Source organism: Microbispora sp. NPDC088329, from assembly GCF_040685655.1.
Lineage (GTDB): Bacteria > Actinomycetota > Actinomycetes > Streptosporangiales > Streptosporangiaceae > Microbispora.
Map to the genome: position 1 here is coordinate 550,706 of NZ_JBFBIP010000003.1, position 17,807 is coordinate 568,512.

Annotated in this window: 20 protein-coding genes; 15 read left to right on the forward strand and 5 right to left on the reverse strand. The window is 73.0% G+C overall.

Features of this window, described 5'->3' with window-relative positions:
* Positions 1 to 54: 54 nt before the first annotated feature.
* Complete coding sequence (locus AB0O28_RS09935) at positions 55 to 561, reverse strand: CBS domain-containing protein (RefSeq protein WP_363638283.1); 507 nt, start codon at positions 559 to 561, stop codon at positions 55 to 57.
* Positions 562 to 786: 225 nt separating this feature from the next.
* Between AB0O28_RS09935 and AB0O28_RS09940 the strand changes: the two genes are divergently transcribed.
* The gene (locus AB0O28_RS09940) at positions 787 to 1,344 is read left to right on the forward strand and encodes a CBS domain-containing protein (RefSeq protein ID WP_363638285.1); all 558 of its coding nucleotides are present in this window, start codon (positions 787 to 789) and stop codon (positions 1,342 to 1,344) included.
* A gap of 66 nt (positions 1,345 to 1,410) precedes the next feature.
* Here the strand turns inward: AB0O28_RS09940 and AB0O28_RS09945 are convergent, their stop codons facing one another.
* Both AB0O28_RS09945 and AB0O28_RS09950 read right to left on the reverse strand, forming a co-directional pair.
* The gene (locus AB0O28_RS09945; protein WP_363638287.1) at positions 1,411 to 2,298 is read right to left on the reverse strand and encodes a universal stress protein; all 888 of its coding nucleotides are present in this window, start codon (positions 2,296 to 2,298) and stop codon (positions 1,411 to 1,413) included.
* A gap of 77 nt (positions 2,299 to 2,375) precedes the next feature.
* On the reverse strand, positions 2,376 to 4,082 hold the full coding sequence (locus tag AB0O28_RS09950; RefSeq protein ID WP_363638289.1) for a GAF domain-containing protein: 1,707 nt from the start codon (positions 4,080 to 4,082) through the stop codon (positions 2,376 to 2,378).
* Positions 4,083 to 4,298: 216 nt separating this feature from the next.
* Between AB0O28_RS09950 and AB0O28_RS09955 the strand changes: the two genes are divergently transcribed.
* From AB0O28_RS09955 to AB0O28_RS09980, 6 genes are all read left to right on the forward strand, one after another.
* On the forward strand, positions 4,299 to 4,790 hold the full coding sequence (locus AB0O28_RS09955; protein WP_363638291.1) for an OsmC family peroxiredoxin: 492 nt from the start codon (positions 4,299 to 4,301) through the stop codon (positions 4,788 to 4,790).
* A gap of 373 nt (positions 4,791 to 5,163) precedes the next feature.
* A complete protein-coding gene (locus tag AB0O28_RS09960; protein WP_363638293.1) occupies positions 5,164 to 6,273 on the forward strand; it encodes an ATP-binding protein in 1,110 nt (369 codons plus the stop codon).
* Entirely contained in the window at positions 6,263 to 7,114 is an 852-nt protein-coding gene (locus AB0O28_RS09965; RefSeq protein ID WP_363638295.1) for a LuxR C-terminal-related transcriptional regulator, read from the forward strand. The genes AB0O28_RS09960 and AB0O28_RS09965 overlap by 11 nt, the downstream gene beginning before the upstream one ends.
* Positions 7,115 to 7,224: 110 nt before the next feature.
* Positions 7,225 to 7,713, forward strand: a complete 489-nt coding sequence (locus AB0O28_RS09970) for a hypothetical protein (RefSeq protein ID WP_363638297.1) — start codon at positions 7,225 to 7,227, stop codon at positions 7,711 to 7,713.
* A 24-nt stretch (positions 7,714 to 7,737) separates the two neighbouring features.
* The gene (locus tag AB0O28_RS09975) at positions 7,738 to 7,947 is read left to right on the forward strand and encodes a hypothetical protein (protein ID WP_363638299.1); all 210 of its coding nucleotides are present in this window, start codon (positions 7,738 to 7,740) and stop codon (positions 7,945 to 7,947) included.
* A gap of 380 nt (positions 7,948 to 8,327) precedes the next feature.
* A complete protein-coding gene (locus tag AB0O28_RS09980; protein ID WP_363638301.1) occupies positions 8,328 to 8,771 on the forward strand; it encodes a cellulose binding domain-containing protein in 444 nt (147 codons plus the stop codon).
* Between the two features lie 12 nt (positions 8,772 to 8,783).
* On the opposite strand, the gene AB0O28_RS09985 is transcribed toward AB0O28_RS09980, so the two are convergent.
* Positions 8,784 to 9,548, reverse strand: coding sequence for an IclR family transcriptional regulator (locus tag AB0O28_RS09985; protein WP_363638304.1), 765 nt, complete (start codon positions 9,546 to 9,548; stop codon positions 8,784 to 8,786).
* A gap of 92 nt (positions 9,549 to 9,640) precedes the next feature.
* On the opposite strand from AB0O28_RS09985, the gene pobA reads away from it, so the two are divergent.
* Genes pobA through AB0O28_RS10025 form a run of 8 tightly spaced genes read left to right on the forward strand, consistent with a single transcriptional unit; the run spans position 9,641 to position 16,637 of the window.
* A complete protein-coding gene (gene pobA, locus AB0O28_RS09990; RefSeq protein WP_363638306.1) occupies positions 9,641 to 10,831 on the forward strand; it encodes a 4-hydroxybenzoate 3-monooxygenase in 1,191 nt (396 codons plus the stop codon).
* Positions 10,828 to 11,496 (forward strand): protocatechuate 3,4-dioxygenase subunit beta, encoded by a 669-nt coding sequence (gene pcaH / locus AB0O28_RS09995; RefSeq protein ID WP_363638308.1) that lies wholly within the window; start codon positions 10,828 to 10,830, stop codon positions 11,494 to 11,496. The genes pobA and pcaH overlap by 4 nt, the downstream gene beginning before the upstream one ends.
* Complete coding sequence (pcaG, locus tag AB0O28_RS10000; protein ID WP_363638310.1) at positions 11,493 to 11,999, forward strand: protocatechuate 3,4-dioxygenase subunit alpha; 507 nt, start codon at positions 11,493 to 11,495, stop codon at positions 11,997 to 11,999. The genes pcaH and pcaG overlap by 4 nt, the downstream gene beginning before the upstream one ends.
* Complete coding sequence (pcaB, locus tag AB0O28_RS10005) at positions 11,989 to 13,170, forward strand: 3-carboxy-cis,cis-muconate cycloisomerase (RefSeq protein WP_363638312.1); 1,182 nt, start codon at positions 11,989 to 11,991, stop codon at positions 13,168 to 13,170. Before pcaG ends, pcaB begins: the two co-directional genes overlap by 11 nt.
* Complete coding sequence (gene pcaD / locus AB0O28_RS10010; RefSeq protein WP_363638314.1) at positions 13,167 to 13,922, forward strand: 3-oxoadipate enol-lactonase; 756 nt, start codon at positions 13,167 to 13,169, stop codon at positions 13,920 to 13,922. Before pcaB ends, pcaD begins: the two co-directional genes overlap by 4 nt.
* Positions 13,919 to 14,299 carry a 4-carboxymuconolactone decarboxylase gene (gene pcaC / locus AB0O28_RS10015; RefSeq protein WP_363638316.1) on the forward strand — a complete coding sequence of 127 codons (381 nt, stop codon included), beginning with the start codon at positions 13,919 to 13,921 and terminating at the stop codon, positions 14,297 to 14,299. Before pcaD ends, pcaC begins: the two co-directional genes overlap by 4 nt.
* Complete coding sequence (locus tag AB0O28_RS10020; RefSeq protein ID WP_363638318.1) at positions 14,296 to 15,231, forward strand: carbohydrate kinase; 936 nt, start codon at positions 14,296 to 14,298, stop codon at positions 15,229 to 15,231. Before pcaC ends, AB0O28_RS10020 begins: the two co-directional genes overlap by 4 nt.
* On the forward strand, positions 15,228 to 16,637 hold the full coding sequence (locus AB0O28_RS10025) for an MBL fold metallo-hydrolase (RefSeq protein ID WP_363638320.1): 1,410 nt from the start codon (positions 15,228 to 15,230) through the stop codon (positions 16,635 to 16,637). The genes AB0O28_RS10020 and AB0O28_RS10025 overlap by 4 nt, the downstream gene beginning before the upstream one ends.
* Before the next feature lie 67 nt (positions 16,638 to 16,704).
* On the opposite strand, the gene AB0O28_RS10030 is transcribed toward AB0O28_RS10025, so the two are convergent.
* Positions 16,705 to 17,799: a class I tRNA ligase family protein gene (locus AB0O28_RS10030; RefSeq protein ID WP_363638322.1), complete on the reverse strand. Its 1,095-nt coding sequence runs from the start codon at positions 17,797 to 17,799 to the stop codon at positions 16,705 to 16,707.
* Positions 17,800 to 17,807: the final 8 nt, after the last annotated feature.

Genomic DNA, 17,807 nt, shown 5'->3' on the forward strand with positions numbered 1-17,807 from the left:
GCCCTTATTCTGCACACCGCCCGGCGAACGGCCACGACCGGGGCACGACCGCCGTCACGGCCCCTGCCGCTGGTCCTCGGCGGTCCGGGACGGCTTGGGCGGCAGCACCGGCTCCAGGCGGAACATCCCGGCCGGCACCTCCTCGTGACCGTGCGAGGCTCCCCGCCTGCCCGCGACCGCCACGAGCACGTCGGTCACGGTGACGAGACCCTGCAGGGCGCCCGAGGCCCCGATGACCGGGACGACGTCCACCCCCGACTCCAGCATCACGGCCGCCACGACGGGCAGCGACGTGTCGGGCGGCACGTGGGGACACCTCCGCCCGGCCAGCAACTGCCGCACCTGGCTGCTCGACTGCTCCGCGGGCCCGCCGGACCAGTGGGCCGCGATGTCCTCCCGGGTGAGCACGCCGATGATGCGGGAACCGGAGTCCACCACGGGCAGGTGATGCATCGACCCACGGCGCATGAGCTCCCAGGCCATGAGCGGCGACTCGTCCGGCTTCACGGTCACGAGCACCCTGCTCATCACGTCGGCGGCGGTCATGGCTTCTACGGTCATCGTTTCCTCCCCACGGCGGCGTGCCGTACGGCACCGGCCCCGCGCGCGGCCGGGCTCGCCCGCACCGGGCCATCTCCATCCGACCACGGGGGTCAGGGCGCCGCACGGGCCCAAAGACCTCACGGACGGGGACCTCCGGCACCTGCCCGTACGGCCCGGACGGCGGTGGAATGACCATGTCGGCGCAGGTGCCGGGCAGGTGGGGCGAGACGCGGGAGGTGGGCCATGCGGGCCGGTGAGGTCATGAGCAGCCCGGCGATCACGTTGCGGCGCGGCGACTCCGTGCGGCGGGCGATCCGGGTGCTGTACGACCACCACATCACGGCCGCCCCCGTGCTCGGGGAGCACGGCGAACTGGTCGGGATGGTCAGCGAGATCGATCTGCTGTGCGGCGCGTTCACGCCGGGCGCCTCGGTGCCGGGGACGGTGGGAGACGTCATGTCCCGCCAGGTGAGCGCGGTCGAGGACACCACCGACGCGAGGGTGCTGACGGACCTGATGATCGCGAAGAGGGTCAAGAGCGTGCCCGTGCTGCGCGACGAACGGGTCGTCGGCATGGTCAGCCGCCGCGATCTCATGGGGCTGCTCGCCAGGTCGGACGACGAGCTGCGCGAGGCCGTGCTGGCCGCCCTGCGCGAGCGCTACCCCTCGGAGACGTCCTGGGAGGTGCGCGTGCGCGACGGCGAGGTCGACCTGCGCGGCCCCGAGGGCCAGGGCCCCGAACACGTGGCCGACCTGCTGGCGCAGGCGGTTCCCGGGGTGCGGCCGGCCCGCCTTCTCTGACGACTCGCCGCACGACCGGCCCACCACACGACCGGCCCACCACACGGCACGACCGGCTCGCCGGGCTCATGACACGACGGGCTCACCGCCGCGCGGCCGGGTCCTCCTCACGACGGCGACCGGGCAGTGCGCGTGGCCGAGCAGGGATCGGCTCACCGAGCCGAGCACGGCCGCGGTGAGGGCGTTGCGGCCGTAGGAGCCGACGACGAGCAGGGCGGCCCGGGACGACGCCTCGACGAGCGCGGTGACCGGATGGGCGCGGACCACCTCCAGCTCGGTCTTGACGTCGGCGTACCCGCCCCGCCACGGCCGCAGCCCCCCGCGTGCGTAGTCCTCCGCGGCCTGCCGCATCTCGTCCAGGTTCATGGCGGCCCCGTACGGCACCGGCGGTTCCCAGGCGCAGACGATGCGCAGCCGGTAACCGCGCAGCCGCGCCTCCTCGAACGCGTACGCCAGGGCGGGCGCGGACGACTCCGAGCAGTCGAACCCCACCACGATCTCCGGCATCGCCTCCGCGGGCGTGGGCCGTACGACGACGACCGGCACGCCCACGTGCCCGGCGACGTGGTTGCCGACCGACCCGAGCAGCATGCCGGGGAAACCGTGCGCGCCGTGGCTGCCGAGCACCACTTCGGCCGCGTGGGCGGCCTGGTCGCGCAGGACACGGCCCGGACGCCCCTCGACCAGTTCCGTGGTCACCTCGAGACCGGGCCACCGGTCCCGGGCGACCCGCTCGGCGCAGTCGAGAATCTGCCCTCCGGAAGGGGTCAGCCGGTCGTAGCAGTCGGGGATCGGGTAGCGCGGACCGTCGTACGGCAGGCGGTCGGCGGCATGGACCACCCGCAGGGGCACTCCCCGCAGGCCGGCGTGGCCGGCCGCCCACTCCACCGCCCCGATCGCCCCGGCGGACCCGTCGGTGCCGACGACGATGGGATCACCGACCGGATCACTCACCGATTCACTGTTCAGTTCACCGTGCACATCATTGTGCAGTGGCTCGGTCATGGCACGATGCCTCCTCACGGTGTTTCTCACGGCGTCGACGGCAGCGGGACGGTCCAGCACAGCCGGGTGCCTCCGGCGGCGCGCGCCTCCGCGGCGCACGAACCGCCCAGGCTCTCGGCGCGGTCGCGCAGGTTGCGCAGGCCGCTGCGGCGCCCCCGCGCGGGGATGCCGACCCCGTCGTCCTCCACGAGCAGGGTCAGCCGGTCCTTCTCCAGGCGCACGGTGACGGTGGCGCGGGTGGCGTGGGCATGCCGCACCACGTTGGAGATCGCCTCCCGCGCCACGGCGAGCAGGTGTTCACCGACGGAGGCGGGCACGCGGGTGTCGAGCTGGCCCTCCAGACGCAGGGCCGGCATGAAGCCGAGGGGCCCGCGCGCACCCTCGGCCAGTTCGACGAGGCGGGCGCGCAGTCCGGGGGCGCCGGCCGGAGCCTGCAGGGCGAAGATCGTGGATCGGATCTGCCGGATCGTGTCGTCGAGTTCGCCGATCGCCGTCCGCAGGCGCGCGGCCACCTCCGGGTGCTCCTCCAGCCGCGCGGCGCTCGTCAGCGTCATCGCGACCGCGAACAGCCGCTGGATGACGACGTCGTGCAGGTCCTTGGCGATGCGGTCGCGCTCCTCCAGCAGGCCGAGCCGCTCGGCGTCCCTGCGCGCCTCGTCCAGCTCGAGCGCGACGGCCGCGTGCCCGGCGAAGGAGTGCAGCATGCGCACCTCGGACCGGCTGAAGGGGACGCGGCCGGGCCGCCTGCCCAGCGACAGCACCCCGCGTACCGCTCCCGGGGCTCCCAGGGGCACCGCGCACACGGCTCCGGTGTCGGCCGATTTCCCGACGGCGGCGATGAGGTCGGTGTCACCCAGGTCGGCGAGCACGCGGGGCTCCGCGTGGACGAAGGCCTGCCCGGCCAGCGAGCCCTCGACGGGCAGCCGGCGTCCCCACGCCCCCTCCTGCGCTTCCTCCTGCGTCTCCTCCCCGCCGGGCACGCCGTCCGCGATCACGACCCGCAGCGTCCGCCCGCCCTCCTCCGGCAGCAGGATCGCCGCCGCGTCGGCGCCGGCCATCTGGCGGGCGCGCCGGGCGATCAGCGTGAGCACCCCCGGCGTCCGCGCGCCGGACAGCAGCCTCGTCGTGATCTCCGCCGACGCCCGCAGCCAGGTCTCCCTGCGGCGGGTGTCCTCGTACAGGCGCGCGTTCCTGATCGCCACCCCGGCGGCGCTGGCGAGGGCCACAACGATCGCCTCGTCGTCCTCGTCGAACTCCCCTCCCCCGCGCTTCTCGGTCAGGTAGAGGTTGCCGAAGACCTCGCCCCTGACTCGTACGGGCACGCCGAGGAAGCCGGTCATCGGGGGATGGCCGGGCGGGAAACCGTACGACGCGGGGTGGTCGCAGATGCGCGCGAGCCGCAGCGGCCGGGGTTCCTCGATCAGCAGCCCCAGCAGGCCCAGGCCGTGTGGCCAGTGCTCGATCCCGGCGATCTCCTCCTCGGTCAGCCCTACCGGGATGAACCGGACGAGGGTGTTGTCCTCCCCGATCACACCCAGCGCGCCGTACCTGGCGCCGGCCAGCGTGGCGGCGGTCTCGACGATCCGGCGCAGCACGGTCTCGAGGTCGAGCTCTCCGCCCACGGAGACCACCGCCTCCAGCAGCGCGTGGACCCGATCACGCGTCGGCACGACCGCCTGCAGCCTCGTGTGCAGCTCGGCCGGCAGCCCGTCCGGGTGCGTCTGCGGGATCATGGTCCGCCTCCCCGTCGGCGCCACGCATGTCCGCCACAGTTGAAAGTGTCGCAAACGCAGACACTCCGGGCTCCCGCTCTTTACCAGGTCGCGACCGGCTTCTTACTGTCCGTGTGCATCCCTCCGGCCGGGGCCCCGGACATACTCGGATATAGCCGGGTCGGACACGGGGGTGGGCCATGACGGCGGCGGCACAGCACCGGGAGCCCGTGCGCCATGGGTGAGGCGTGTGACGGCGTCATCCGGGTCGCCTGGCACGGCGCCGACCGGTTCGACGTCCGGATCCGGCGCCACGAGGTCCGCGCCGACCAGCCCGCGGACGTCGGCGGGAGCGACACCGGTCCCACGCCGGCCGAGCTGTTCGTGGGCAGCGTGGCCGCGGGCGTCGCCTGCTGCGCAGAACGCTACCTGCGTCAGCGTCAGCTGCCCGCCGGGGTCGGCGTGACCGCGCGGTACGGCCTGGGCGTCTGCCCGGGGCGGATCGACCGCATCGAGCTGTCGGTGGACGCCCCCGGGCTGCCCGCCGGGCTGCGCGCCTCGCTCCTGTCGGTCCTTGAGCACTGCGCGCTCCGCACCACGCTGCGGGTGCCGCCGCAGGTCACCTTCGACGTCCGCCAGGCCGTTCCCGGGACGGCCCTTCCCGCGGCCCAGCGGCCGTACGGCGCACCGCGTCCGGGACCGGCAGGCTCCCCGGGACGCCAGGGCTGAAGAGACCGCCCGGCGTTTTCCCGGAAATCCTTTTCGGTTTCCCGAATCGGCCCGGACCGGAGGCACGGAATCGCCTGCCCGGCGATGGCATGGTCGCCGCCTTGACCCCGGTGTCCTACGAATCGGCCCGGCGAGTCAGTAACGCGTCACAGTCATACACCATTCGGGACGTCGCCCTTCCCACTCCGTTCGGCGATCAGCCACTATGACCGCGGGTGACGTGTCCACTGCCTGCCGGGAGAAGAATGTGACGGGAAGGGCGCGACGCGAGCTGTGGATTCGAATCATCGAGGCGCTCGACTGGAGCCGCGTTCCGGTAATCGAAAACGATATCTCCGGGGCCGTCGTGCGGAACGAGGAGCGGCTGGCCAGGATGGCCGCTTTCATCCGGGCTCTGATGGTGCCCTTTCTGGCCATCCCGTTGTTCGTCTGGCATCAGCTCGAGTATCCGGTTCTCGCGGTGATCGCATTCGCGGCGAGCGCGATCGAGGCGTCCTGGTTCGTCCATCGGGCCTGGACACGCAGGAGCATTCGTGACGACACCACGATCGCCTGGGTGGACACCGGTTTCTGCGTCGCCCTCATGGTGATCGGCTCGCGCGCGGCCACATCCGAATTGCGCAACGAGGTCATGACCGAGGTGGTCCCCTACAGCCTCGTCGCCTCCCTCGTCCTGGGATTCGCGGTCGGGTTGCGCAGGAAAGCGATCGTCGCCGTGTTCACCATGTGGGTCGCATGGTTCCTCACGCTTCTCCCCGACCTGACGCAGAAAGTGGGCTCCGACCTCCTCGGCTTCATCCTGTGGTACATGGTCGGCCTCTACGTGTCCTGCCTCCTGCGGATCCTCGCGGCGCAGACCGCCCAGGCCACCGCCGAGCGGCATGCCGCCGAACAGTTGGTGGCCGAGCAGACGCGCCGGCTCGAACTCGCCCATCACAGGGAGCGGGTGCGCATGGGACTCCACGACGGGGTGCTGTCCATCCTGGACGTGCTGGCGAAGGATCGCCGTCTTCCGGCCGACGCGCGCCGGTCGGTCCGGCGCGGCGCGCTGAAGGCCCGCACCATGCTCCTCACGTCGGACCCGAGGAAGACACGCTTCGAGGCGCGGCTCATCGAGCTCACCGACACCTTCGTCGATCTCCACCTGATCGTGCACCCCAGGTTCTACGTTCACGCGGAGCCGCCCGCCGCCGTCGCCGACGTCGTGATCGGCGCGGCCGGCGAGGCCCTGGGAAACGCCCGTAAGCACGCCGGGGACGGTGTCGACGTGTATTTCTTCGCCGAATTCGACGACGGCAGGCTCGAGGTGTCCGTGATCGATCACGGCAACGGGTTCGACTCGGCCGCGGCGCCCCGGGGCGGCGGTCTCACGCGTTCGTTCGAGGCCGTCCGGCGGATCGGCGGCTCCTGCACGATCACCTCGATCCCGGGTGAGGGGACCAGAGTTCTGATCACGTGGACGGAGGCGCCCGATGGGGAGTGAACCGCTGGTCATCCTCGTCGAGAACCTGGGGCTCGTCGCCAGATCCCTGGACGACATGGTCAGGCCCCGCCTCCTCGAGTACGGGTTCCGTGTCCTCGATCCGGTGCCGGGCGTGGAGAAGGTTCCTCCGATCACGACGCGAGGGCTGGCCATATGCGACGTCGATCTTCGTCCAGGCCTGTCGGGCGCCGACGCCGTACGCCGTCTCGGCTCGCAGGGCTGGTCGGTTCTGCTGATCTCCGGGCAGGCGTCGGCCGCGCAGGTGCTGGACGCGATCGCGGCCGGCGCGCACGGCTACATCGACAAGTCGTCGCCGGACGAGGCCCGGCTGATCGAGGCGATCGCCACGGCGGCGGACGGCCGCAAGCACCTGTCTCCGGTGCTGGCGGCCATGTTCTATGAGGACAAGCAGCAGCGCAGGCTCCCGCACGGCCAGGAGCTCTCCTTCTCCGACCAGGAGGTGTTGAGGGCCTTCGTCCGCGGCGAGGCCGGCGGCCGGATCGCGGCGGCCCGGGGCCTCGACGCGGACGGCCTGCAGCGAGCGCTGACCCGGATCTTCGCCGCCGCCGCGCTACGGCGGAGGCTGCACCAGCTCACCGACCGCGAGATCGACATCTTGCGGGCCTTCGGGTGTTCTCCGGGCGCGACGGCGGTGAACGTGGCAGGGCGGCTCAACATCGAGGTGAACACCGTCAACAGCCACCTGTTGCGGATCCGGAAGAAATATCTCGCCACTCATTCCGTCGCCGACGCGGCCGTGCCGCCCACGCAGCAGGTGGTCGCCATGCTGTGGGCCAGGGAACTGGGCCTGTGCACGGAAACGACCCACCGGCGGTGGTGACGCGTCACCGGCACCGGCGGTTTCACCAGTTCTGGTGATTTCCACCGCGCTGACCTGAACGGATCCTGAGAGCGGCACCAATTCCCGCTCTCATCATCCGGAGTGCGATTATGACACTCGACCATCGCTATCAGGGCATCGTGAAAACTGCCATGATCAGCGCTGCCGGGGTAGGCACCGTGGGTACTTTCCTTCCGGTCGTCGACCTGGCCGGAATCACCACCACCTGGACCACGATGGTAGTGGCCATCGCCAGGGCTTCCGGACATCCCGCTTCCACGGCGACGGTGGGAAAGGTGGTCGCCGCGGCGGTCGCCGGAGTCTCGGGCTACTACGCCGGATCGAAGATGCTCTCGGCCGTCGCCCTGCCTCTGATCGTGGCCTTTCCGGTCGTCGGAGTGCCGTCGGTCGTGGCGGTGAACGTCATGCTGAACGGCCTTTTCACCTACCGCCTCGGCAAGTCGTGCGCGGCCGACTTCTCCCGGCCCGGCTTCACTGCCGACGACCTCGCCGATCTCGCCGCGCGTATCACGCAACTCCTCGTCAAAATCCCGATGCCCCGGGAGTTGGCAGAGGTCAAGCAATTGCTCTTCCAGTGACGAACGTCCTTGCGGGAGAAACCCATGTTCGAATTTCTTGCCGACCTCGTCGACATGGTCACGGACCTTTTCGACGGCGATTCCGGCACGCCTGACGTTCCGTCGTCCGACGTTGCCCAGGCTCCCGCGCAGACCGCCTCGGACGAGGTCCGGTTCGGGTCCGCCGCGGGCTGCGACTGCGGCTTCAACCCCAACACCTGCGGCTCCGGGTGGGCCTGCCGCTGGCAGTACTGACCGACAGCATGCCGGCGGCCGCCGCCGCGGTCGCCGTGGCGGCGACCTCCATGGTCACGCCGTCGTCCGGACCGGGCCGGTCCACCCGAGCTCGGGCAGGTTGACCACGATCGCCTCCTGCGTGCTGCGGGCGATGACCACGACGGCCTCCAGGTCGGGGCCCTCTCGCCCGCGGTCACGGGCGGGCGAGAGGGCCGAGCGCGGCCACTCCGGCGCCGGTCAGGAACGTGTCGTGGGATGAAACTTTCATCCGCGTGCCGCCACAACAGGCCGGATCCGGCCCGTCCCGATGACATCCGCCCGTGACCGTGTGACATTCCTGAAGCGACGTCTCGTCGCATCGGGCGCCGGAGATCCCGGCACGGCGAAAGGACAGGGACATGGCACGGCTCTTTTTTTCGGGCGCTCATGAAACCGGTTTCAGACGGGGAGTCAGACGGGGGCGGGCCGTCTGGGTCGCCGCGGCCACGCTGGCCGCCACCGCGGCGATCGGCGCGCCCGCCGCGCACGCGGGCACGGCGTCCTGCTCGGTCGGCTTCCCGACCGTGCACTCATGGTCCTCGGGCTTCGTGGCGGACGGAAGCGTGGTCAACACCGGGACGACCCCGCTGACCGGCTGGCGCATCTCCTGGACGTTCACCGGCGACGAGAAGCTCTTCTCGCTGCTGACCACGCAGTGGACGCAGACCGGGCGGAGCCTCACCGCCACGAACGTGTCCTGGAACGGCGCCATCAATCCCGGATCGAGCGTGGCGATCACCGCGGTCGGCAACTCCACGGGCGGCACGTTCGGGCTGAGCAACGTGACCTGCACGCCGCTGTGACGGCGCGGCCCGTCACGCCCGCGTGACGGCGGCCCGGTAGTCGCCGGCGATGCGGCCCGCGACGGCCAGCAGCGGATCGACCAGGCGGGGCAGCTCGCGCACCCGCCGCGAGGACACCACGATGCCGACGGCCGCGACGGGCCGGTCCCCGACCAGCACCGGCGCGGCCGCCGAGCAGGAGCCGAGCGTCATCTCCTCGTGCGTCGTCGCGTATCCCTGGGCGCGCACCTGGGCCAGCTCGCGGGCCAACCGGCCAGGCTCGGTGATCGTGTGCCCGGTCGGCCGCTCCAGAGGGCGGGACAGGTAGGCCGTGACGAACCAGTCCGGCTCGAAGGCGAGCAGCGCCTTGCCCACGCCGGTCGGATGCATGGGCAGGCGCGAGCCGGTCCGCGACACGATCGGCACGGCCCGCTTGCCGTACACCTTGTCCACGTAGAGCACGTCGAGCCCGTCGCGCACCGCCAGGTGGACGTTCTCGCCGGTGCCGCCGAACAGTTCCTGCAGCCAGGGGTGCGCCACCTCCTGCAGCGGGTCGGGGGCGAGCTGCCCCAGCTCCCACAGGCGGCGGCCGATCTGGTAGCGCCCGTCGGCGCCGCGGCGCAGGGCGCGCCACTCCTCCAGCTCCCCCACGAGGCGGTGGACGGTGCTCAGCGCCATGCCGGTACGTCCGGCGATCTCCGTCAGCGTGAGCCGCGGATGGTGGTCGTCGAAGGCACCGAGGATGGACAGGGTCCGGGAGGTGACGGTCCGTCCCGCATCGCGCGCTCCACCGGACATGATGCCCCTCATTCGGTAAAAAACCGCGTCGTCTTCCACTGAGCAGAAGCCAAGCCTACGCGGCGCGGGTCGTCGTCCCGATGCTCGGAGGTATGCGAACTCAGGTCGGGATCATCGGGGCCGGACCGGCCGGCCTGCTGCTCTCCCATCTCCTCCATCTGCGCGGGATCGAGTCCGTCGTACTCGAACGCCGCAGCAGGGAGTACGTCGAGCGGCGGGTGCGGGCGGGAGTGCTCGAACAGGGCACGGTGGACACACTCGTCGAGGCGGGGGTGGCCGAGCGGCTCAAACAGGAGGGCCTCCCCCACAACGGAATCGAGCTGCGGTACGGCGGAGCGGGCCACCGCATCGCCTTCGAGCGGCTGGTGCCCGGCAGGGCCATCACCGTGTACGGCCAGCAGGAGGTCGTCAAGGACCTCATCGCCGCCCGGCTGGCGGCCGGCGGCGACCTCCGCTTCGAGGTGGACGACGTGGCGGTGCACGACGCGGCGACCGACCGCCCGTACCTCACCTTCACCGGTGCCGACGGGACGGAGCAGCGGCTGGACTGCGACGTGATCGCGGGGTGCGACGGCTTCCACGGCGTCTCCAGGGCGTCGATCCCGGAGGGCGTGCTGACCGAGTACCGCCGCGACTACCCCTTCGCCTGGCTCGGCATCCTGGCCCGGGTCGAGCCGTCGTCGGAGGAGCTCATCTACGCGCGGACCGAGCGCGGCTTCGCGCTGCACAGCATGCGTTCCCCGGAGATCAGCCGCTTCTACCTCCAGGTGGCGCCCGACGAGGACCTCGCCGAGTGGCCCGACGAGCGGATCTGGGCCGAGCTGCGGGCCCGGCTGGAGACCGTGCCCGGCTTCACCCTCGCCACCGGCGACATCATCGAACGAGGGATCACGCCGATGCGCGGCTACGTGGCCGAGCCCATGCAGTACGGCCGGCTGTTCCTCGCCGGGGACGCGGCGCACATCGTGCCGCCCACCGGCGCGAAGGGGCTCAACCTCGCGGTCGCCGACGTGCGGGTGCTGACCGAGGCGCTGGCCCGCTTCTTCGCCGACGGCTCGACGGAGGGGCTGGAGGCCTACTCGCGGGCCTGCCTGCCCCGGGTGTGGCGGGCGCAGCACTTCTCGTGGTGGATGACGACGCTGCTGCACACGTTCGAGTCCGACGACGCGTACGCCCGGAAGCTGCAGACCTCCTACCTCGACTACGTGACGTCCTCCGAGGCGGCCGGGACCACGCTGGCGGAGAACTACGTGGGTCTGCCCTACGAAGAGGAGACATCGTGACGCACCCGCCCTACCTGTACCCGGACTACGCCAGCACGGTCCTGCGGGCGCCGTCCCGGCCTCCGCTGCAGATGAAGGACGACCCCGAGGCGGCCGAGCTGACCGGCCCGGTCTTCGGCCGCGACGAGGTGGACCCCCTCGACGCCGACCTGACCGCGGGCCACGCGGGCGAACCGCTCGGCGAGCGCATCATCGTCACCGGGCGGATCCTCGACGCCTCGGGCCGGCCGGTGCCGAACACGCTGGTGGAGATCTGGCAGGCCAACTCCGCCGGCCGGTACGCCCACGAGCGCGACCAGCACCCGGCGCCGCTGGATCCCAACTTCACCGGCGCGGGCCGGTGCCTGACCGACGACGAGGGACGCTACCGGTTCGTCACGATCAAGCCGGGGGCCTACCCCTGGCGCAACCACCACAACGCCTGGCGACCCGCGCACATCCACTTCTCGGTGTTCGGCGCGGCGTTCACGCAGCGCCTGGTGACGCAGATGTACTTCCCGGGCGACCCGTTGTTCGCCTTCGACCCGATCTTCCAGTCCATTCCCGACCCGGCCGCCCGCGAGCGGCTCGTCTCCACCTTCGACCTGGAGATCACCGAGCCGGAGTGGGCGCTCGGCTACCGGTGGGACGTGGTGCTCGGCCGTACCCCGATGGAGGACGCGTGATCACCCCCTCGCAGACCGTCGGCCCGTTCTTCGGGTTCGCCCTGCCGTACGCCGGCGACTGGGAGCTCGTCCCCGAGGGCCATCCGGGGGCCGTGACGATCACCGGCCGGGTGCTGGACGGGGCGGGCGAGCCGATCCCGGACGCCCTGCTGGAGCTGTGGAGCGGAGACACAGGAACCGGCGGCTCCGCGCCCCGCGAGGCGCTGCGCCGCACGCGGGCGGGCGTCAGCGGCTTCGGCCGGTGCGGCACCGCGCCCGACGGCTCCTACCGGTTCCGCCTGGCGCCGCCGGCAAGGCCGTACGCGGCCCTGCTGGTCTTCGCCCGGGGCCTGCTCAAGCCGGTGCGGACCCGCGTCTACCTCGCCGACGTGCACGACCCGCTGCTCGGCTCCCTCGACCCGGCCCGCCGGGCGACGTTGCTCGCCCGCCCGGACGGGCAGGACGTCTACCGGTTCGACGTACGGCTGCAGGGCGAGCAGGAGACGGTCTTCCTTGAGTTCTGACGCGGGTGCCGATCACGGGCTGCTCTCCCCGGTGTGGGCGGGCACGGACGTGGCGGCGATCACGGCCGACGACGCCTGGCTGCGGGCGATGCTGGAGGCGGAGGTCTGCCTCGCGCGGGCGCAGGCCCGCCTCGGCGTCGTCCCTGAGCTTGCCGTCGCCGCGATCGCCGAGGCGGCCCGCCCGGAGCGGTTCGACGTCGCCGGTCTGGCCCGGCGGGCCAGGGACGCCGGCAACCCCGTCGTGCCGCTGGTCAAGGATCTGCGGGCCGCGGCGGGCGAGGCGGGACCCTGGGTGCATCACGGCGCCACCAGCCAGGACATCCTCGACACGGCGACGATGCTGGTGGCCGCGCGGGCCCGCGCGGTGATCCTGCGCCACCTCGACCGGGTGCTCGCCGCGCTGGCCGGGCTGGCCGGCGAGCACCGCGAGACGCCGATGGCGGGCCGTACGCTCGGTCAGCAGGCCGTGCCGATCACCTTCGGACTGAAGGCCGCCGGGTGGCTGACCGGCTGCCGGGACGCCCGCGACCGCTTGGCGGCGGTGCGGCTGCCGGTCCAGCTCGGCGGCGCGGCCGGCACGATGGCCGGGTACGGCGAGCGGGCCCTCGACCTGCCGCCGCTGTTCGCGGCCGAGACCGGGCTGGCCGAGCCGGTGCTGCCCTGGCACGCGCTGCGCACGCCCGTGACCGACCTGGCCTGCGCGCTCGCCGACGTGACGGGCGCGCTCGGCAAGCTCGCCGCGGACGTGATCCTGCTGGCGCAGAGCGAGGTGGGCGAGGTCGCCGAGCCCGCCGCGCCGGGCCGGGGCGGCTCGTCGGCGATGGCGCACAAGCGCAATCCGGTGCTCGCCACGATGATCAGGTCGGCGGCGCTGCAGGCGCCCGCGCTCGCGCAGATCCTGCTCGGCTCGCGGGTCGCCGAGCACGAGCGGCCCGCCGGGAGCTGGCACGCCGAGTGGCAGCCGCTGCGCGAGTGCCTGCGCCTGGCCGGCGGGGCGGCCGAGACGGCCGCCGAGCTGACCGAGGGGCTGGAGGTGTTCCCCGAGCGCATGCGGCACAATCTCGATCACCTGCTCGCCGTGCTGGCGAGCACCTCGCAGGACCCCGGCACCGGCGCCGCCTCCGCGCTGGTCGACCGGGCCCTGCGGCACCACGAGGGAAAGGCGTCATGATCCTGCACCACCGATTCGACGGGCCGCCGGACGCTCCGGTCGTCGTGCTCGGGCCCTCGCTGGGCACGACACTCGGCCTGTGGGAACCCCAGCTGCCGGTGCTCACGCGCACCTGGCGGGTGCTCCGCTACGACCTGCCCGGCCACGATGGGTCCCCGGCCGCGTCCGAGTTCACCGTCGGCGATCTCGCCGACGGGGTGCTGGAGCTGCTCGACCGGCACGGCCTGGACACCGTCGCGTACGGCGGGGTGTCGCTGGGCGGGGCCGTCGGGACCACGCTGGCGCTGCGTGCGCCGGACCGCGTCGCGAGCCTGGTCCTGTGCTGCACCTCCGCCCGGTTCGGCACGCCGGAGAGCTGGCGCGAGCGCGCCGCGCTGGTGCGTGAGGAGGGCACCGGGCCCCTGGTGGACGCGACCAGGTCGCGGTGGTTCACTCCCGCCTTCACGGACGCCGGGCGTTACCTGGACATGCTGCGCGGCGTGGCCCCCGGGGGGTACGCCGCGTGCTGCGACGCCCTCGCGGTCTTCGACGTCCGCGACCGGCTCGCCGGCGTCCGCGCGCCCGCGCTGGTGATCGCCGGGGCCGAGGACCCGGCCACCCCGCCCGCGGACGCCGAGATCCTGGCCGGTGGCATCCCGGACGCCGAGCTGCTGGTGGTGCCGGGAGCGGCCCACCTGGCCACCGCCGAACGCCCGGACGTCGTGAACGACGCGATCACGCGCCACCTGACCACCCGTTGGAGGACGGCATGAGCTACGAGGACGGCATGCGGGTGCGCCGCGAGGTGCTGGGCGACGCGCACGTGGACCGGGCGCGGGAGCGGACCACCGAGTTCACCGCGGACTTCCAGGACCTGATCACCCGCTACGCCTGGGGTGAGATCTGGACCCGGCCGGGCCTGGACCGCCGGACCCGCAGCTGCATCACGCTCACCGCCCTGGTGGCGCGCGGGCAGTTGGAGGAGCTGGCCATGCACGTGCGGGCCGCGCGGCGCAACGGGCTCACGACCGACGAGATCAAGGAGGTGCTGCTGCAGACGGCGATCTACTGCGGGGTGCCGGCCGCCAACGCCGCGTTCGCCGTCGCCCAGCGGGTGCTGGCGGAGGACACGCCGGGGGACGCCGGATGACCTTCCTGGTGGCCGGGGAGAGCCTGGTCGACCTGATCGGCACGCCGGGATCGTGGACCTTCACCGCCGTGCCCGGCGGCAGCCCGCTCAACGTCGCGGTGGCGCTGGCCGCGCTGGGCCGGCCGGTGCGGTTCGCCGGGGAGACCGGCGTCGACTTCTTCGGCGGCCTGCTCCGGGGTCACCTGGCCCGCCACGGGATCGGGGGAGGCGACCTCGCCCCGGCGACGGCGACCGGTCTGGCCTTCGCCCGCGTCGGCGCGGACGGCTCGGCCTCCTACGACTTCCGCTTCGACTGGACCTTCTCGGCCCCGGTCACGCTCGACGGGGTGACCTGCCTGCACACCGGCTCGCTGGCCACGCTGGTGGCCCCGGGCGGCGACCACGTCAGAGGCCTGATGCGGGCCGCCGCCGGAGCGGGGATCACGGTGTCCTACGACCCGAACATCCGGCCGTCCCTCATCGGCGACCGGGCCCGCGCCCTGGCCCACGTGGAGGAGTGCGTACGGCTCTCGCGCCTGGTCAAGGTGAGCGCGGAGGACCTCGGCTGGCTCTACCCGGGCGAGCCCTTCGCCGACGTCGCACGGCGGTGGGCCGGCCTGGGCCCGGAGCTCGTCGTGGTCACGCAGGGCGGCGACGGCGCCGCCGCGGTGCTGCGTGACGAGACCACGGACGGCGAGGTGATCACCTGCCCGGCCCCGGCGGTCGAGGTCGTGGACACGGTCGGCGCGGGCGACACCTTCACCGCCGCCTACCTCGACGCGCTCGACGGCGCTCCGATCAACGGCGAGCGCGTGGCGGAGGCGCTGCGGCGCGGGTGCGCCGCGGCCGCGATCGTCTGCACCCGCGCCGGCGCGGTTCCGCCGACCCGGGAGGAGGTGAAGGCCTTTTCCCAGGGTACGGGTGCCTCACGAGCCGAGGAGGGACCCGAATGATCGAAATCATCCCTGTCGACACCCCCTCTCTGGGCGACCGCGGCTATCTCGTCGCCGACGGGGAGATCGCCTTCGTGGTGGACCCGCAGCGTGACATCGACCGGATGCTCCGCCTGGCCGAGCGGCGCGGTGTCGAGATCCGGCACGTCTTCGAGACGCACGTGCACAACGACTACGTGACCGGCGGGCCGGCCCTGGCCGCCGCGACCGGCGCGGACTACCACGTCAACGCGGCCGACCCCATGACGTTCGACCGGAGCCCCCTCGACGACGGGGACGTGGTCGAGATCGGCCCGCGGACGCGCGTGCGCGCGGTCGCCACTCCCGGCCACACCTTCACCCACCTGTCGTACGTGCTGGAGTGCCCGGACCGGCCGCCCGCCGTCTTCACCGGAGGCTCACTGCTGCACGGCACGACCGGACGGCCGGATCTGCTGGGCCCGCAGCACACCGGCACGCTGGTGCGCGCCCAGTACGCCTCGGCGCACCGGCTGTCCCGCGAGCTGCCGGCCGAGACGGACGTCTTCCCCACCCACGGGTTCGGCAGCTTCTGCTCGGCCACGCAGTCCGAGGTCACCGAGTCGACGATCGGCAGGGAGCGGCGGGTCAACCCGGTCCTGACCCGGAGCGAGGACGAGTACGTGGAGTCACTGCTGGCCGGGCTGGACGCCTACCCGGCGTACTACGCGCACATGGCCCCGCTCAACCAGGCCGGGCCCGACGCGCCCGACCTGTCCCCGCCGCACCGCGCGGACGCCGCCGAGCTGCGCCGCCGCCTGCGGGCCGGCGAGTGGGTGGTGGACCTGCGGTCCCGTACGGCGTTCGCGGCGGGGCACCTCGCGGGGACGCTCAACTTCGGGCTGGACGGCAACCTCGCCGTCTACCTGGGCTGGCTCATCCCCTGGAGCTCGTCGGGAACACCGCGGACACCAGTCACCCTGCTGGGCGAGACGCCCCGGGACATCGCGGAGGCCCAGCGCGAACTGGCGCGGATCGGCATCGACCGCCCCGCCGCGGCCGCCACCGGCGGCCCGGCCGACTGGACCGGCGACGACAAGGCCGCGTCCATGCCGACGGCGACGTTCGCCGACCTGGCGGCCGTGCGCCGCCACCGCCCGGTCGTGGTGCTCGACGTGCGCCGCGAGGTGGAGTGGCGCGAGTCGCACATCCCCGGCGCGGTCCACATCCCGCTGCACGAGCTGCCCGGGCGGCTGGACGAGGTGCCCGGCGGCGAGGTGTGGACGCACTGCGCGAGCGGCTACCGGGCGTCCATCGCCGCCTCGATCCTGGCCGCCGCCGGGCGCGAGGGCGACGTCGTCGCCGTCCACGACGACTACGACCCCCACACCGTGATCGTGCGGTTCGCCGCGGACGACGGCGCCGGCCTGGCAGGACACCCTTCGTGATCGTGCAGGGCCCGAGGGCGCCGGCCGGCCCTTCGTGATCATGTAACGCCGCCCGCGCGTCCGGCCGTCAGCCGAGGGCGAGCACCGCGATCACCGTGCGGGCGGCCTGCCCGCCCTCCTCCTCGGCGATCGCCAGGGCGGTCGCGGCGTCCAGGTCGTCCAGCAGCGCGCGCACCGCCGCCCGCTCCCCCGCCGGCGAGGCGGCGGACCTCCCGGCGGCCGCGTGCAGCCGCTCCAGGCGTGCGGCGGCTTCCTCCAGCGCGCCGGGGTGGTAGTCCCAGTCGGCCGCCCACGGATGGCCGAGCAGCATCAGGCGTACGGCTCCCGCCGGGTGGTCCCGCAGCAGGTCGGTGGTGAAGACGAGGTTGCCCGCCGACTTGGCCATCTTGGCGCCGTCCACGCGGACCACCCCCACGTGCAGCCAGGCGCGGGCGAACGGCCGCACCCCGGTCACCGCCTCGGCCATCGCCGCCTCATAGGCGTGGTGCGGGAAGCGCAGGTCGGCGCCGCCCGCGTGCAGGTCGAGGGCCGGCCCGTACGTCGTCAGCGCCATGGCGGCGCACTCGGCGTGCCAGCCCGGCCGCCCGTCGCCCCACTCGCTCGGCCAGCCCGGCTCCCCCTTCGCCGACGGCCGCCAGACCGCCACGTCCGCCGGGTCGTCCCTACTCGGGTCATCCGGATCGTCGCCGAACTCCGCCATCAGGCGGGCCGCCTCCTCGGCGCCGAGCCCGGCCCGCTCGCGCACGCCCGCGCCCCGGAAGTACACCGCGCCGTCCCGCTCGTAGGCGTGACCCAGGCCGATCAGAGCCCGGGCGAGCGCGACGACCTGCGGCACGTACGTGTGCGCCCGCGGCTCGTACGTCACCGGGTGCACGTGCAACGCCGCCATGTCCCGCTCGAAGTGGAACTGCTGCACCGCGGCGAAGCTGTCGTACGGGCTGCCGGCCCGGCGCGCCGCCGAGGTCAGCACGTCGTCCACGTCGGTGACGTTGCGGCACACCTCGACGGGCACGCCGGCGTTGCGCAGCACCCGGGCCGCCGCGTCGGCCCACACGAACGTCCTGGCGTGGCCGAGGTGGGTGGTGTCGTACGGCGTGATCCCGCACACGTACATCCGGGCGCGACCCACGACGGGCAGCGGCCGCCGGTCGATCGTCAGCATGAAACCCC